13 protein-coding genes are annotated in these 14,084 nt (G+C 68.5%); 4 read left to right on the top strand and 9 right to left on the bottom strand.

Going from position 1 to position 14,084, the window contains the following annotated elements:
* The first annotated feature begins 11 nt into the window (after positions 1–11).
* Both SPYCA_RS15345 and SPYCA_RS15340 read left to right on the top strand, forming a co-directional pair.
* Positions 12–443 (top strand): GtrA family protein, encoded by a 432-nt coding sequence (locus SPYCA_RS15345; RefSeq protein ID WP_120221668.1) that lies wholly within the window; start codon positions 12–14, stop codon positions 441–443.
* Positions 440–2,278 (top strand): hypothetical protein, encoded by a 1,839-nt coding sequence (locus SPYCA_RS15340; RefSeq protein ID WP_146625161.1) that lies wholly within the window; start codon positions 440–442, stop codon positions 2,276–2,278. The genes SPYCA_RS15345 and SPYCA_RS15340 overlap by 4 nt, the downstream gene beginning before the upstream one ends.
* A gap of 174 nt (positions 2,279–2,452) precedes the next feature.
* Here the strand turns inward: SPYCA_RS15340 and msrB are convergent, their stop codons facing one another.
* The 4 genes from msrB to SPYCA_RS15320 all read right to left on the bottom strand — a co-directional run bounded on the left by msrB (position 2,453) and on the right by SPYCA_RS15320 (position 6,565).
* The gene (gene msrB, locus SPYCA_RS15335; protein WP_120221666.1) at positions 2,453–2,938 is read right to left on the bottom strand and encodes a peptide-methionine (R)-S-oxide reductase MsrB; all 486 of its coding nucleotides are present in this window, start codon (positions 2,936–2,938) and stop codon (positions 2,453–2,455) included.
* 55 nt (positions 2,939–2,993) lie between these two features.
* The gene (locus SPYCA_RS15330) at positions 2,994–4,250 is read right to left on the bottom strand and encodes a cytochrome P450 (protein WP_120221665.1); all 1,257 of its coding nucleotides are present in this window, start codon (positions 4,248–4,250) and stop codon (positions 2,994–2,996) included.
* Between the two features lie 90 nt (positions 4,251–4,340).
* Positions 4,341–5,594, bottom strand: coding sequence for an ABC transporter permease (locus SPYCA_RS15325; RefSeq protein ID WP_120221664.1), 1,254 nt, complete (start codon positions 5,592–5,594; stop codon positions 4,341–4,343).
* A complete protein-coding gene (locus tag SPYCA_RS15320; RefSeq protein ID WP_120221663.1) occupies positions 5,591–6,565 on the bottom strand; it encodes an ABC transporter ATP-binding protein in 975 nt (324 codons plus the stop codon). The genes SPYCA_RS15325 and SPYCA_RS15320 overlap by 4 nt, the downstream gene beginning before the upstream one ends.
* A gap of 49 nt (positions 6,566–6,614) precedes the next feature.
* Between SPYCA_RS15320 and queG the strand changes: the two genes are divergently transcribed.
* The gene (gene queG / locus SPYCA_RS15315; RefSeq protein ID WP_120221662.1) at positions 6,615–7,682 is read left to right on the top strand and encodes a tRNA epoxyqueuosine(34) reductase QueG; all 1,068 of its coding nucleotides are present in this window, start codon (positions 6,615–6,617) and stop codon (positions 7,680–7,682) included.
* Positions 7,683–7,811: 129 nt separating this feature from the next.
* On the opposite strand, the gene SPYCA_RS15310 is transcribed toward queG, so the two are convergent.
* Complete coding sequence (locus tag SPYCA_RS15310) at positions 7,812–8,186, bottom strand: hypothetical protein (protein ID WP_120221661.1); 375 nt, start codon at positions 8,184–8,186, stop codon at positions 7,812–7,814.
* Positions 8,176–8,976, bottom strand: a complete 801-nt coding sequence (locus SPYCA_RS15305; protein WP_331852508.1) for an EI24 domain-containing protein — start codon at positions 8,974–8,976, stop codon at positions 8,176–8,178. The genes SPYCA_RS15310 and SPYCA_RS15305 overlap by 11 nt, the downstream gene beginning before the upstream one ends.
* Here SPYCA_RS15305 and SPYCA_RS15300 point away from each other — a divergent pair.
* Positions 8,975–10,009 (top strand): adenosine kinase, encoded by a 1,035-nt coding sequence (locus SPYCA_RS15300; protein ID WP_120221660.1) that lies wholly within the window; start codon positions 8,975–8,977, stop codon positions 10,007–10,009. The genes SPYCA_RS15305 and SPYCA_RS15300 overlap by 2 nt on opposite strands.
* Before the next feature lie 306 nt (positions 10,010–10,315).
* Here SPYCA_RS15300 and SPYCA_RS15290 read toward each other — a convergent pair whose 3' ends face one another.
* The 3 genes from SPYCA_RS15290 to tsaD form a co-directional block, all read right to left on the bottom strand.
* Positions 10,316–11,845 carry a lipopolysaccharide biosynthesis protein gene (locus tag SPYCA_RS15290; protein WP_172595100.1) on the bottom strand — a complete coding sequence of 510 codons (1,530 nt, stop codon included), beginning with the start codon at positions 11,843–11,845 and terminating at the stop codon, positions 10,316–10,318.
* Positions 11,846–11,921: 76 nt separating this feature from the next.
* The gene (locus SPYCA_RS15285) at positions 11,922–12,914 is read right to left on the bottom strand and encodes an NAD(P)H-dependent glycerol-3-phosphate dehydrogenase (RefSeq protein WP_120221659.1); all 993 of its coding nucleotides are present in this window, start codon (positions 12,912–12,914) and stop codon (positions 11,922–11,924) included.
* On the bottom strand, positions 12,911–13,945 hold the full coding sequence (gene tsaD / locus SPYCA_RS15280; RefSeq protein WP_120221658.1) for a tRNA (adenosine(37)-N6)-threonylcarbamoyltransferase complex transferase subunit TsaD: 1,035 nt from the start codon (positions 13,943–13,945) through the stop codon (positions 12,911–12,913). The genes SPYCA_RS15285 and tsaD overlap by 4 nt, the downstream gene beginning before the upstream one ends.
* Positions 13,946–14,084: the final 139 nt, after the last annotated feature.

Below are 14,084 nucleotides of genomic sequence, written 5' to 3'. Positions count from 1 at the left end.
GGAAAGGCGCGATGCAATCCGCGCTCAGACTCATCGCATCGGTGCGCCGCGGCGAGGTCCGCTGGGTCAATTATCTGCTCGCGAGCGCGCTTGCGCTCGGCAGCGACGCCGGGCTGTTCCTGCTCCTGCTCGATGCCGGACTGGCTCCGGTTCCGGCGTCGGCTACCGGCTATTGCGCCGGCATCCTCGTCCACTGGCTGATCTCCAGCCGCCTCGTCTTTGCCGACGGCGCCGCGGCGCGCGGCACGGGTGAGCGGCATCGCCAGAAGCTGCTCTTCGTCGGATCGGCGGTCGTCGGGCTTGCGGTCACCACCGCGATCGTCGGCGGCGGCAGCGCGCTGGGGCTCGACCCCCGGCTGGCGAAGCTCGTGGCGATCATCGTCAGTTTCCAGACGACCTATTTGCTGCGCCGCCATATCGTGTTCCGGGCTGCTGCGGGATGAGCGAGGCGGCGGCAATGCCGCCGGGCGGCATCCGGCTCGGCCCCTGGTTCACCCCGACGCGGATCGCTTTGGTCGTCTGGGGTCTGATGAGCCTGATCGCGATCGCCGCGAACTGGGGGGCGATCGGAGCGCTCGATCTCGGCGACACCGACGACGCGATGCGCATGGCGCAGGTGCGCGATCTGCTTGCGGGGCAGGGCTGGTGGGATCTCACGCAATATCGCGTCAACCCGGCGGGCGGCGGTGTGCTGATGCACTGGTCACGCATCGTCGACGCGCCGCTGGCGATCGGCATTCTGATGCTGCAACCGCTGTTCGGTCAGACCATGGCCGAACGCATTGTGATGGCGGCCTGGCCGCCATTGCTCGGCGCGGCGCTCAGCGTCGCTTGCGCGCTCGGCTACCGCAACCTGTCGGATCGCCGCATCGCCTATGTCGTTCCGCTGTTCCTCATCATGTCGGGTTATATATTGGTCCAGTTCAGGCCGCTGCGCGTCGATCATCATGGCTGGCAAATCCTGCTCGCGATGCTGGTGATGGCCCAGGCGCTGCGCCCGGCATCATGGGGCGCGGGGCTGTTCGGCGGGCTGTTCGCCGCGGCGTTGCTCGCGGTGTCGATCGAAGGGCTGCCGATGTCGGCGCTGTTCGGGGGCCTTGCCGCGCTGCGCTGGGCGCTCAACGGCCGCGGCGACGATCGCGCGCGGCTTTGCGGTTATATGGGGGCGCTCGCCAGCGGGGCGATCCTGTTGCAGTTTGCGACGCGTGGGCCCGCCGGTCTCGTCGGCGCCTGGTGCGATTCGCTGTCGGCGCCCTATATAGCGGCATTGGTCGCGGCTGCGGCGGTGGTTTTCGCCGCGGCCAGCGCCAATCCGGCGCGCATGTCGACGCGTTTCCTGCTGCTGATCCTGGGCGGTGCAGCCGCCGCGGGGGCGCTGGTGTGGACCGAACCCCTGTGTGCAAAGGGGCCCTTCGCCACGCTCGACCCCATCGTCGTCGATTTCTGGTATCGCAACGTCATCGAGGGCCAGCCGCTCTGGGCCGCAAAGGCGCAAGACATGATCCATGTGCTGGTGCCTTCGTTCATCGGACTGGTCGGCGCCCTGCTCGCGTGGCGCGGCGCCTCGGTCGCGGCCGACCGGCGAAACTGGGCGACGGTCATTGCCGCGCTGCTGGGCGCCGCTGCGCTGTCGCTGCTGGTTTTTCGGAGCGTCTCGACCGCGCATCTTTTCGCGCTGCCCGGCTGCGCATGGCTCGGCCTGCGCGCCTGGACCTGGGCGCGGACGATCCGCGCGGCCGTGCCGCGCATCCTTGCCTCGGCCATGGCGGCGCTGACCCTGCCGCTGCTTGGGAGCATGGCCGTGGCGGCGCTGCTCAGCCTCGCGGTGCCCGCCTTGAGAGCGGAAGAGGCGCGCGCTGCGGCCAGGCTCGCCGATACCAACCGCTACCGCACCAACTGCCTTGACGGGGCGGCGATCGCCGACCTCAATCGGCTGCCGCCGACGACGTTGCTGACCCCGATCGACCTGGGCGCCCCCCTCGTCTTCTGGACCTCGCATCGGCTGGTCGCGACGCCGCATCACCGTAACAGCCACGCGATGGCCGACACGATCCGCGCCTTTGCGGGCGATCCGGCCGCGGCCGAAGCGCTGGTGCGGCGTCAGCAGGCGGCGATGATCGTCTATTGCCGGACCGCCAATGATTTTGCGCGCTATCGCCGCGCGCGCAAGGACAGCCTTGCCGCGCAACTCCATGCCAGGAATCCGCCGTCGTGGCTCGAAGCGGTGCCGATCGAATCGCGCGCGGGGCTGGCGGTGTGGCGGGTCAAGGGCTTTTAGAGCATGATCGGGCCGGCCTGAAACACGGCCTGTTATATCCCGTCATCCCGGCGAAGGCCGGAATCTCGCCGGTGCATCAGGAGGAGATGGTGGGATCCCGGCCTTCCCCGGGATGACGCTTCAATTGAGAAGACCTATTGCTCAGGACCGCGGGAGCACACAGCCTATTCAATTTTAGGCGGGGCGGAAGCGCAGCGCCGCGCCATTCATGCAATAACGCTTGCCCGTCGGTTTCGGCCCGTCGTTGAAGACATGGCCGAGGTGGCCACCGCAGCGCCGACAATGGACCTCGGTACGCGGATAGCCGAGGTCATAGTCGGTCGCGGTGCCGATCGCGCCTTTCAGCGGCGCCCAGAAGCTCGGCCAGCCGGTGCCGCTGTCATATTTGGTCTTGCTCGAATAAAGCGGCAGCGCGCAGCCCGCGCAGACGAACGTGCCGGCGCGCTTTTCCCTGTCGAGCGGGCTGGTGAAGGGTCGTTCGGTCGCCGCCTCGCGCAGTATGCGATATTCGAGCGGCGACAGGCGCTTTTTCCATTCGGCTTCGGACAGGCGCCAGCCCGGCTCGGCCTTGGGCCGCGCCGACTTGGCGAACAGCATCGGCGCGGCGACGATGCCGCTGCCAAGCGCCAGGCCGCCCAGAAGATGACGTCGCGCGATCATGTCTTGCCTCCTGCCACCTTATACGGCGGAAACAGGCGCCGGGTTTCAGCCGCGGTCAATAATGTTCGAGTTCGACCGGCAGGCGGCGATAGCCGTGGACGAAGCTTGCATGGACGCGCTCGGGCGCGCCGACGACATTCACGCGCAGGCGGCGCTTCTGCATCTCCGAAATCAGCGTCGTAAGCTGCAACTCGGCGACCCGCGCGCCGACGCAGCGGTGGATGCCATAACCGAAGGCGAGGTGGCGGCGCGCATTTTCACGGTCGACGATGATGCGGTCGCCGTCGGGAAAGACGCTCTCGTCGCGGTTCGCCGAGGCGTACCAGAGCGCGATCTTGTCGCGCGCCTTGATCGGGTGGCCGAACAGCTCGGTGTCCTCCATCGCGGTGCGGCGCATGTGCGCGAGCGGGGTTTGCCAGCGAATGATCTCGTGCATCGCATTCACCGCGAGTTCGGGGTCGTGGTTCGCCTCGAGCTTGGCGCGTTCCTCGGGGAAACAGTGGAGGCCATAGGCATAGGCCGACATCGAATTGCGCGTCGTGTCGTTGCCGCCGACGATCAGCAGGATGAGGTTGCCCATGAACTCCTCATGGCTCATGTGGCTCATCGCGTCGGACTGGAGCATGATCGAAATAAGGTCGTGCTTGCCGGGATTTTTCGCCTTGTGGTCCCACAGCTCCTTGAACGCCGCGCCCATTTCAAAGGCGATCGCGAGCCGTGCCTGCCGCTCTTCGAGCGTGTTGAAGCTTTCGATGTCGCCGAGCGCGTCGGACCAGGCGGTCAGCCTGTGCCGGTCGGCCCAGGGAAAGTCGAACAGGATCGCGAGCATATCGGTGGTGAGTTCGATCGACACTTTTTCGACCCAGTCGAACGTCTCGCCGACCGGCAGCGTGTCGATCAGCGCGGCGGTGCGCGCCTGGGTGTCGGCGCGCATCCGCTCGATTTCGGAAGGGCCGAAGGCGGGGGCGACGGTGCGGCGTTGCGCCGTGTGCTGCGGCGGGTCCATGGCGATGAACATCGGCATGGGAATCTCGCCCTCTTTCAGATGCTCGACCCCGTCGCCCGCGACGGTGATGCCGCCATATTCCCAGCTGGACGAGAAAATCTTGGGCAGCGCCTCGATATGCTGGATCGGCTTGTAGGTGGTCACCGACCAATAGGGGCCGAATTTCGATTCGGGGCAGTAATAGATCGGCGATTCGGCGCGCAACTGGCGCATCGGTTCCTGCCAGCGATCCTCGCTCCATAGCTCGGCGCGGCTGACATCGAGCGGATTCGGGGTTTCAGGCGCAAGGCGAATCTGGGTGGCCACGGGCAGCTCCTCTCTGGCGGCCGTCTTGGTGCGACCGATTCAGTTGCAGAATGCCACTATTTACAACTTTGTCAACGGCGGGACGACGGGTCAGGCGCGGTTGCCGCGCGTCCAGAACTTCCAGTTGCCGCCGCCGCTGAGCACGCCCGCGCGGAACAGCCGCACCGCGATCCAGATCACCAGCGCGACCCACAGCGCCTGCCAGCCGAGCGCGAGCAGGTGAACCGCCTTGTCGCTGTCGGTCGCGGCGCGCGCCGCCATCGCGAGCGGCGAGGAAAAGGGGAAGATTTGCGCAAAGCGGGCAAGGCCGCTGTCCGGCGCGCTCGCCGCGGCGGCAGACAGGCTGAACATGCCGACCTGGAAAATGGTGATCGGGAGGCTGAGCATCTGAATCTCGCGCACCGTTGCCGCCTGCGCGCCGATGCCGAGAAAGACGGCGCCGAGCAGCAGGAAGGACAGGATGAAATAGGCAAAACCGATGCCGAGGAAAAAGGGCCAGCCGGTCGCGGGCATCGACGCCAGCGCGTCTGCGGCCTTGCCGGCCTTGCCCGTCGCGGCGAGGCTGGCGGGATCGAGCTGGGTCGCGGCGACCAGTCCGGCGCCAAAGGCCATCGCCAGCCAGAAGGCGATGAACAGCACCGCGACGCCCAGGAAACCGAGCAGCTTGCCCAGAAAAACGCTTTCGAGCGGCACCGCGGCGGCGAGGATCTCGATCACCTTGTTGCCCTTTTCCTCGGCGAGCGAGCTCACTGTCTGTCCGGCGAGCAGCAGCGTCAGCAGGAATATGACGAACACCGCGCCGAACCCCATGGATTGCTGTGCCGCGATACTGGCTCCGCCGCTTCGCAAGCTTTCAAAGCGCGGCGCGATCGGGGCGACGGGGCCTGCGGCGCGGTCGCGCAATGCTTCGCTCGCCAGCAGCGCGAGATAGCGGCCCGAACGGCCGTCGGCATTGCGCTCGACGATATGCGGGGCGGCGAGCGGTCCGCTCATCACGGCATAGGTATCGGCGCCCTTTTCGCGCGCGACGGCGCGCGGATCGGCCGTGGTCGGCCCGGCGAGGCGCACCTCGAGCAGCGGCGGCGCATCGGGGTCGCGGAAAGCGTCGCGCAGCCGCCGGTCGGCGGCGCGCAGCGCCTCGACATCGGCGGGATCGACGATCGCAACGATCCGCTCGGCGCCGCGCGCGCTGTCGGCGAGCTGCGATGCGCCGACGCCGCCCGCGAGCCCCATGCCAACCATGAAGAGCGGCGCGAGGAGAAAGAGGAGGAAAGCCGGCGTCGCGACGATCGCCAGAAAGTCGCGCCGCGCAACTACGAGGATGTTTCGGAAAATGGGGGTCATGCGCTCGCTTCCTCGATGGCATCCTCGGTGGCGTCGGCGTCGAAACCGGCATCGACCTGTCGCACGATATGCACGAAGGCATCGTGCAGCGCGGGGCGGCTGATCGACAGGCCGCGGACGCCATGGCCGCTCGCGGTGATCCGCGCGAGCAAAGGTTCGACATCCTTGTCCTCGATCGCGAAATGCCAGTCGTCGCCGCGGCGCTCGGCGCCTGTCGGCAGGCAGGCGGCGATCGCGGCGGCGTCGCCTGCTTCGCGCGGCGTATAGCGCACCTGCATCGGGAGCAGCGCGCGCGCCTCGTCAACCGTCCCCTCGAACCGCCGCGCTGACCGCGCGATGATCGCGATGCGATCGCACAGCCGCTCGGCATGCGCCATCACATGCGTCGAAAACAGGATCGTCGCGCCGCGCGCCTGTTCGCGCCGCACGATCATCTCGAGCCGTTCCTGGTTGACGGGGTCGAGCCCCGAAAAGGGTTCGTCGAGGACGATAAGGTCGGGGGCGTGGACGATCGACCCGATCAGCTGGACCATCTGCGCCATGCCCTTCGACATCTTGCGGATCTTTTCGTCGATCACGCGCTCGAGCCCCAGTTCGGACATGAAGGCGGCGGCGCGGCGGCGCCCCTCCGACCAGTCGAGCCCGCGCAGCGCGCCCATGAAGGCGATCGCCTCGCGCGCTTTCATGCCCGGATAAAGCCCGCGCTCCTCGGGCAAATAGCCGATGCGGCTGCGCACGGCCTGCGGCTTCAGCCCGCCGAGCAGGCGGCTCGTCCCCGCGTCGGGGTCAATGATGCCCAGCGTCATCCTGAGGCTGGTCGTCTTGCCCGCGCCATTGGGGCCGAGCACGCCATAGATGCTGCCCGCCGGTACCGCCAGGCTGACGTCATCGACCGCCTTGAAATCGCCGAAATATTTGGTGAGGCCGGTCGCCTCGACGCTGAAATCGCTCAAATGCTGGTCCCCAATCATTCGTATGGCAGGCTATGGCACGGCGAGGCCGCTCGCGTATAGAGCGCCAATGGTTGCCAAGCCCTTGCCTCCCTTTGAAGCTCGCCTGGAGGCGGCCGCGCGCGCGCAGGGGTTCGTGGCGTTCGGCATCGCCGCCGCCGATGCCGCGCCGCAGACGGCCGCGCGACTGCGGCAATGGCTGGCCGAAGGGTGTCACGGCGACATGATCTGGATGGAAAGCCGCGCCGAACAGCGTGGATCGCCCAGGGGGTTGTGGCCCGCGGTTCGGTCGGTGATCGCGCTCGGCATGAGCTATGCCCCCGCGCTCGACCCGCTTGCGCTCGCCGATCATGCGGACCGGGGGCGCATTTCGGTCTATGCGCAGGGCGCCGACTATCATGACGTCGTCAAAAAGGCGCTGAAGGCGACTGCGCGCTGGCTCGTCGGTGAAGCCGGCGATGCCGAGGTCAAGGTTTTCGTCGACACCGCCCCGGTGATGGAAAAGCCGCTGGCTGCGGCGGCGGGGCTCGGCTGGCAAGGCAAGCATAGCAACCTCGTCAGCCGCGACCATGGCAGCTGGCTGTTTCTGGGGGCGATCTATACGACGCTCGATCTCGTGCCGTCGGCGCCGGGGCGCGACCGCTGCGGCAGCTGTACGGCATGCCAGTCGGCGTGCCCGACCGACGCTTTTCCCGCGCCCTACCGGCTCGATGCGCGGCGCTGCATCTCCTATCTCACCATCGAGCATGACGACCCGATCCCGGCCGAGTTCCGCCGCGCGATCGGCAATCGCATCTATGGCTGCGACGATTGCCTCGCCGTCTGCCCATGGAACAAATTTGCCGATAGCGCCCACCGGCACCGCGCCTTCCTGCCGCGCGCCGAGCTGGCGGCGCCGTCGCTCGGCGACCTGCTCGCGCTAGACGATGCCGGGTTTCGACAGGTGTTCGCGGGGTCGCCGATCAAGCGCATCGGGCGCGGACGCATGGTGCGCAACGCGGCGATTGCGGCGGGGAACAGCGGCGATGCGCGCTTCGTGCCCGCGCTCCAAAGGCTCGCGGACGATGAAACACCGATGGTCGCCGATGCGGCGCGCTGGGCGCTGGCCGAACTGGGATCCCAGAGCGGCGAGCCTTAAATATGAACCGTTCGCCCTGAACTTGTCGAAGGGCCGTTCTTTCTTTTGACGCTGCAAGAAGAAGGACGGTGCTTCGACAAGCTCAGCACGAACGGATTTGGGGATGATGTCTATTTAACGCACGATGCTCTAGCGCCGTAGCGCCTCGGCGCAGCTGTTCACTTCGGCGTTGCGGCCGTCGGGCGCGCGCGCGTCGACATGCGTCGCGACCGGATTCGCGCCCGCGCGCGGGGCATAGAAATAAATGTCGAGCACGCAGCGCGACCCCGCGAACTGGAGCTTGCGCCCCGCGCCCTCGGTGACGTCGAGCCGCGGCTTGCCGAACATCCGTCCGACCGCATCGACGCTGCTGCCGATCAGCGCATTGTTCTGCACCGGCCGTACGGCGGTTGGCGGCGGCGCCGCGGGCGGGCGCGCAGAAGGGTGCGGGATCGCCGGACCCGCGCAGGCGCCCAGCGTCAGGGCCAGGCCGGCGATGGCGGCCAACCGGCGGTTATCGGTCATGTTTCTTGTCCCCGTCGCTGAGGTGCAGCATGTGGACGGCCATAGCGGCGCTGAGCAGCGGCGCCAATAAATTGGCGACGGGCACCACAAAGCTTGCGGCGGACAGCAGGCCGAGCGGCCAGCGCGCACCGCGGTCGAGGCGCGGGCGACCCGGATGGCGCGCGAGCACCATCGCCTCCAGATCGCGGCCGAGCAGCAACGCGTTGACGAGCAGCGCGAGGATCGGCGTGCCGATGCCCGTGACGAGCAGCGCAACATAGAGCGGCAGCGCGAGTAGATTTCCGCCGATCAGTCGGCCGAGCGAGGCGAGCGCGAGGCGGATGTTCTGGCCCCAGCCGACATCGACCGCGTGCGTCGCGGCGGCGGGATAATGGCGCCCCTCGACATCGGCGACGAGTCCGTCGGCGAACAGGCCGATGACGATGATCGCGACCGCGCGAAAGAGCAGCCAGCCGCCCGCGATCAGCGCAAGGACGACGAGCACGCTTGCCATGTCGCGCGTCGCGGTATCGAGCCAGCCCCATTGTTCCAACGCCCAGCGCGCGCCGAAAAAGATCGCCGCACCCGACAGGCCGAGCAGCAGCAGCGTGAGCGCGAGGCTCTGCGCCAGAATGGCAAGCACGCGTGCGCTGGCGAGGTCGCGGATCGCGAGCAGGAAAGCGTGGAGCGCGCGGGACATCGCCGCTGGATGGTCGGCGCGGCTCGGCGCGTCAAGCGTTCCGCTTGCCTTGACGCGCCCCGGTCCGTAAAGGCGCGCGCAGCTTTTCCCATTCATCACAGGATTTTTCATGGCCGCCACCGCCCGTTTCGATGTCGTCGCGATCGGCAATGCGATCGTCGACGTCCTCGCCCGCGCCGACGACGCGCTGATCGAGGCCGAGGGACTGACCAAGGGATCGATGCGGCTGATCGACGGCGCCGAGGCCGAACGCCTCTATGCCGCGATGGGCCCGGCGATCGAAATGTCGGGGGGGTCGGCGGCGAACACGCTGGCGGGCATGGCGGCGCTCGGCGAACGCTGCGCCTTTATCGGACAGGTCGCCGACGATCAGCTCGGCGCGGTATTCACCCACGATCTGCGCGCATTGGGCGTCGCATATGAAACGCCCGCGCTCAAGGAAGGCGCGCCGACCGCGCGCTGCCTGATCCTCGTCACCCCCGACGGGCAGCGGACGATGAACACCTTTCTGGGCGCGAGCCATCTGCTCGACCAGGCGATGATCGACGAGGCGTGGATCGCCGATGCCGAAATCCTCTATCTCGAAGGCTATTTGTGGGATCCGCCGCTGTCGCGCGCGGCGATGCGGCGCGCGATCGACGTCGCGCGCGCGGCGGGGCGCAAGGTCGCCTTCACCCTCTCGGACGCCTTCATCATCGACCGCCACGGCGCCGATTTCCGCGCGCTGATCGCCGAAGGCCTGTTCGACATCCTCTTTGCGAACGAGGTCGAAATCCGCGCGCTCGCCGAAACCGAGGATTTCGAGGCTGCGGTTGCGAAAATCGCCCCGCAGGTGCCTTTGCTCGTCGTCACGCGCGGCTCGCACGGCGCGCTCGCGATCCAGGGCGGCGCGCGCACCGAAGTCCCCGCCGAACCGATCGAAACGGTCGTCGATACGACGGGAGCGGGCGACCTGTTCGCGGCGGGATTCCTGTCGGGCCTCGCCGACGGGCGCCCGATCAAGGATTGCCTGACGATGGGCGCGGTGTGCGCGTGCGAAATCATCGCGCAGGTCGGGCCGCGCGCGCAGACCGATCTCAAGGCCAGGGTCGCTGAACGGCTGGGACAGGATAGGGCGGCGGGAAGCGGCCGATTACGGACATAATATCCTCCCTGCGGCCGAAGGCCGTGGAGAGGGGGACCGCCGCGAAGCGGTGGTGGAGGGGCCGCGACGCCGGCGCCAAAGCCCCTCCGTCAGCGCTCCGCGCTGCCACTTCCCCATCGCTACGCGACAGGGAGGACTGTAACTCGCAAAGTCCGGAAGCGACCGGAAGCTGCCCTCAACTCTATCGTCATCCCGGCGAAGGCCGGGATCTCGCCGGTGCGGCAAACCGATAGGGCGAGATCCCGGCCTTCGCCGGGATGACGGATAAGAGAAAGGCAGGAATCCACCCCAAAACCGCCGTTTGCCCTATGCAGCCGCCACGGCCTCGTCCGGCGGATGCTTCTTGAACAACTCGCGGTCCGCGGGCCCGAAGCCGCGGGTCCAGATCAGCCAGCCATAGATGCCGAGGATGAAGGGCACGCCGATCAAGAGTTCGGCCCATTCGGGAAGCTGTGTCGCGCCATAGCCGAGTATCGCCGCGCCCGCGGTGGCCCAGACGAGTGCCCAGCGCAGGCTGTTCACCGGCGCGCCAAGGATGTGCGAGAGGAGGCGTGCCTTCACCAGCGACGCGAAACCGAGCGCGAGCATCAGCGCGAGCGCGACCGCCGCGGCGTAATAGATGGGCGGCAGTCCCATCGACTGCGCGATCAGGATCAGCGCAACGCTGAGCGCGGCCTGCAGCGCGAGCGTCGCGATGCTGATGAGCAGGTTGCGGTGGCGCGCGACATAAACGAGCGCGGCTTCGCTGACCACCGCAGTGGCCGCGACGACTTCCGCGGCGAGCAGGAAAGCGAGCGCGGCGGTGCCGCTCACAAACTCGGGACCGACGAGGCCCATCACCGCTTCGCCCGGAATGCCGAGCGCCAGCGCGACACCGGCCTGCGCTGCGATGATCCAGAAGCCGACCTGGCTCACCTGCGCCGCGACCGCGGAAAGCCGCTTTTCGGCCAGGTTGCGCGTGATGACGGGGCCGAGGATCGGCTCGAAGCTCGTCTTGAGCTTTTGCGGCAGCGAGGCGACCTGCTGCGCCATATAATAGATGCCATAGATCGTCGGCGAGGTGAACTGACCGAGGATGAAGAGGTCGAGGCGGCGCGTGCCCCATTCGATCGCGTCGGCGGCGGCGAGCGGGGCGTTGCGCCGCGCCAGCGTGATGAGCTGCGCGGGATGCGGGCGCCAGACGCCGGGGCCGCCGAAATGGCGGATCATCGGGATGAGCGCGGTCAGAAAGGCGCCGAGCATCGCCGCGGCATAGGAAAGCATCAGCCCGTTTTCGACCGACACGAACCAGAATCCCGCCGCCGCCGCGCTGATCACCCAGGGTTCGACGATCGCCCGCGCGCGCACCGTGGCGCCGATGTCGAACTTGTAGGCCGAGGCCGCGAGCGCGATGTCGGTCCCCGCGATCACAAAGACCAGGCACGCCATCCAGCGGTCGATCTCGTTGATGTCGCCCGCCGGATACATGAGCTGCGGCAGCAGCAGGAGCAGCGCCGATCCGGCGGCCGAGGCGAGGAAGGCGACGAACATGCCGTCCCAGACGACGGTGCGCTGGTCGGCGCCGGGCGCGCTCAGCTGTTCGGCGAGGCCGCGTTTGAGGCCGAGCGTTGCGAGCTGCGCCACCAGTTCGATGACGAGCACGGCAAAGGCGAAGCGTCCGACCGCTTCGGGCCCGTACCAGCGGCCCGCGACGTAAAGGAAAGGCAGGCGTGCGACGAGGCGAAGGATGAAACCGAAAAAATTGGTGCGTCCGCCCCTGGCGAGCGCGGCTGTGTCCGCGTCCCGCGTCGGGGCATCGGACGACAAGGGCGCGGCTGCGCTGTCCGTCTGGCTCAAGCCTTGCGCCCCTTCTGCTGCTCCCCGGCGGCCATCCTAGCGCGGTGGGGAGGGGCAGGCAATCGACTGCAACATGTCATCGCCCCTCGGGTCGCAGCGGGCGGCTGAGCAGGGCCTGAACGGCGTCGGCGACGCGCATCTCGCCCGCGACCAGGCGCGCCACGGTGTCGGTGATCGGCATGTCGACGCCGTCGGCGCGCGCCGCGGCGGCGACGACCGGCGCGCTGAACGCGCCCTCGGCAATCGTCCGCCGGTCGGCCATCAGCGCGTCGATGCTCTCGCCGCGGCCGAGTCCCTGGCCGAGCGCGAAATTGCGCGAACTGGCCGAGGTGCAGGTGAGGACGAGGTCGCCAAGGCCTGCAAGGCCCGCGAGCGTTTCGGCCTTGGCGCCGCGCGACAGGCCAAATCGCGTCATTTCGGCAAAGCCCCGGCTGATCAGCGCCGCGCGGGCGTTGAGGCCGAGTCCCGCTCCCTCGACGATGCCGCACGCGATCGCGAGGATGTTCTTGACCGCGCCGCCGATTTCGGCCCCGATCACGTCGCCCGACACATAGGGTCGGAAATGTGGGCGCGCGAGCGCTTGCGCAAGCCCCGAGGCGAGCGCGGGGTCGGCGGCGGCGAGAGTGATCGCGGTGGGCAGTCCGGCGGCGACCTCGTGCGCAAAGGTCGGGCCCGACAGCACCGCATGCGGGCGGCCGGGCGCCAGGTCGCGCGCCATATCGACGGGGAAAGCGAAGCTGACGGCCTCCATCCCCTTGCTGCAAAAGACCAGCGGCGCGTCGCCCGGCGGCAGTTCGGCGAGCACCGCGCGCAGATAGGGCACGGGGACGACGATCAACAGAGCGTCGCAGTCGGCCATCGCCGCCAGATCGGAGGTGGCGGTGAGCGAGGGCGACAGCGCGGCGCCCGGAAGGAATATCGGGTTGCGATGCTCGGCATTGATCGCCGCGACGACGTCGGCCTCGCGCGCCCAGAGGCGCACCGGCGCGCCGTCCGCCGCCAGCAATTGCGCGAGCGCGGTGCCCCACGCGCCGCCGCCGACGACGCCGAACCCCTTGTACGACGTCATGCTTTCACTCCGGCGCCGCGCACCGCCTCGGCCGCCGGATCGAGCGGCCAGCGCGGCCGCGCCGCGGTGTCGAGCGGGTCGATAAGCCCCGCGGCGAAGCGTTCGGCGCCCGCCCACGCGATCATCGCGCCATTGTCGGTGCAGAGCCACAGCGGCGGGGCGACGAAGGGCTTGTCGAAGCGCGCGGCGAGGTCGGTGAGCGCGGCGCGGATCGCGCTGTTCGCCGCCACGCCGCCCGCGACGACGAAGGCGGTCGCCTCGGGGCACGCCGCGAGCGCGATGCGGCTGCGATCGACGAGGCAGTCGACCACCGCCTGCTGGAACGCGGCGGCGAGGTCGGCAACCGCATGGTCGCCGCTCGCTGCGGCGCGCGCGACGGCGCTTTTCAGCCCGGCGAAGGAGAAATGCGGCTCGGCGCTGCCGACGAGCGGGCGCGGCAGCGCCACGGCGTTCGGATCGCCGTCCGCCGCGACGCGCTCGACCGCGGGGCCGCCCGGATAGCCGAGGCCGAGCAGCTTGGCGGTCTTGTCGAACGCTTCGCCCGCCGCGTCGTCGATCGTCGTGGCGAGGCGGCGATAGTCGCCGACGCCCTTGACGAGCAGCAACTGGCAATGGCCGCCCGAAACGAGCAGCAGCAGATAGGGAAAGCCGAGGTCGGGGTCCGCGAGCCGCGGGCTGAGCGCATGGCCCTCGAGATGGTTGACCGCGACCAGCGGCTTGCTCGCGGCGTGCGCCAGCGCCTTGCCGGTGACGAGGCCGACCATCACCCCGCCGATCAATCCCGGCCCCGCGGTCGCGGCAATGGCATCGACATCCGAAAGCTGCACCCCTGCATCGGCGAGCACGCCCTCGATAATCGGCGCGAGCCGGTCGACATGCGCGCGCGCGGCGATTTCGGGAACGACGCCGCCATAGGGGCGGTGCTCGGCCTCCTGCCCCGCGACGCGATGCGCAAGGATGCGTCGGTCGCTGTCGACGAGCGCCGCCGCGGTTTCGTCGCAGCTCGATTCAAGGCCAAGGATGAGGGTCATAGATTTGTCCCCTTACCCGCGCGGTGTGCAAGGGAGCAAGCCGGGTTCCATTATGAAGATTCGCGCAGAGTGGGCAGGGGATCGAGGATCACGCGGAGGCGCGGAGGCGCGGAGAGTGTTGCGATTGCCGCTAAGCGGC

Source organism: Sphingopyxis sp. FD7 (assembly GCF_003609835.1).
Classification (GTDB): Bacteria; Pseudomonadota; Alphaproteobacteria; order Sphingomonadales; family Sphingomonadaceae; genus Sphingopyxis.
The sequence above is the reverse complement of the archived record's forward strand: the minus strand, read 5'-3'. Positions and strand labels throughout refer to the sequence as shown.

Excerpts from the sequence above, each read along its gene's own strand:
- SPYCA_RS15345 (WP_120221668.1), top strand. The coding sequence starts at position 12 with ATGCAATCCGCGCTCAGACTCATCGCATCGGTGCGCCGCGGCGAGGTC.
- SPYCA_RS15340 (WP_146625161.1), top strand. The coding sequence starts at position 440 with ATGAGCGAGGCGGCGGCAATGCCGCCGGGCGGCATCCGGCTCGGCCCC.
- msrB (WP_120221666.1), bottom strand. The coding sequence starts at position 2,938 with ATGATCGCGCGACGTCATCTTCTGGGCGGCCTGGCGCTTGGCAGCGGC.
- SPYCA_RS15325 (WP_120221664.1), bottom strand. The coding sequence starts at position 5,594 with ATGACCCCCATTTTCCGAAACATCCTCGTAGTTGCGCGGCGCGACTTT.
- SPYCA_RS15320 (WP_120221663.1), bottom strand. The coding sequence starts at position 6,565 with ATGATTGGGGACCAGCATTTGAGCGATTTCAGCGTCGAGGCGACCGGC.
- queG (WP_120221662.1), top strand. The coding sequence starts at position 6,615 with ATGGTTGCCAAGCCCTTGCCTCCCTTTGAAGCTCGCCTGGAGGCGGCC.
- SPYCA_RS15310 (WP_120221661.1), bottom strand. The coding sequence starts at position 8,186 with ATGACCGATAACCGCCGGTTGGCCGCCATCGCCGGCCTGGCCCTGACG.
- SPYCA_RS15300 (WP_120221660.1), top strand. The coding sequence starts at position 8,975 with ATGGCCGCCACCGCCCGTTTCGATGTCGTCGCGATCGGCAATGCGATC.
- SPYCA_RS15305 (WP_331852508.1), bottom strand. The coding sequence starts at position 8,976 with ATGAAAAATCCTGTGATGAATGGGAAAAGCTGCGCGCGCCTTTACGGA.
- SPYCA_RS15285 (WP_120221659.1), bottom strand. The coding sequence starts at position 12,914 with ATGACGTCGTACAAGGGGTTCGGCGTCGTCGGCGGCGGCGCGTGGGGC.
- tsaD (WP_120221658.1), bottom strand. The coding sequence starts at position 13,945 with ATGACCCTCATCCTTGGCCTTGAATCGAGCTGCGACGAAACCGCGGCG.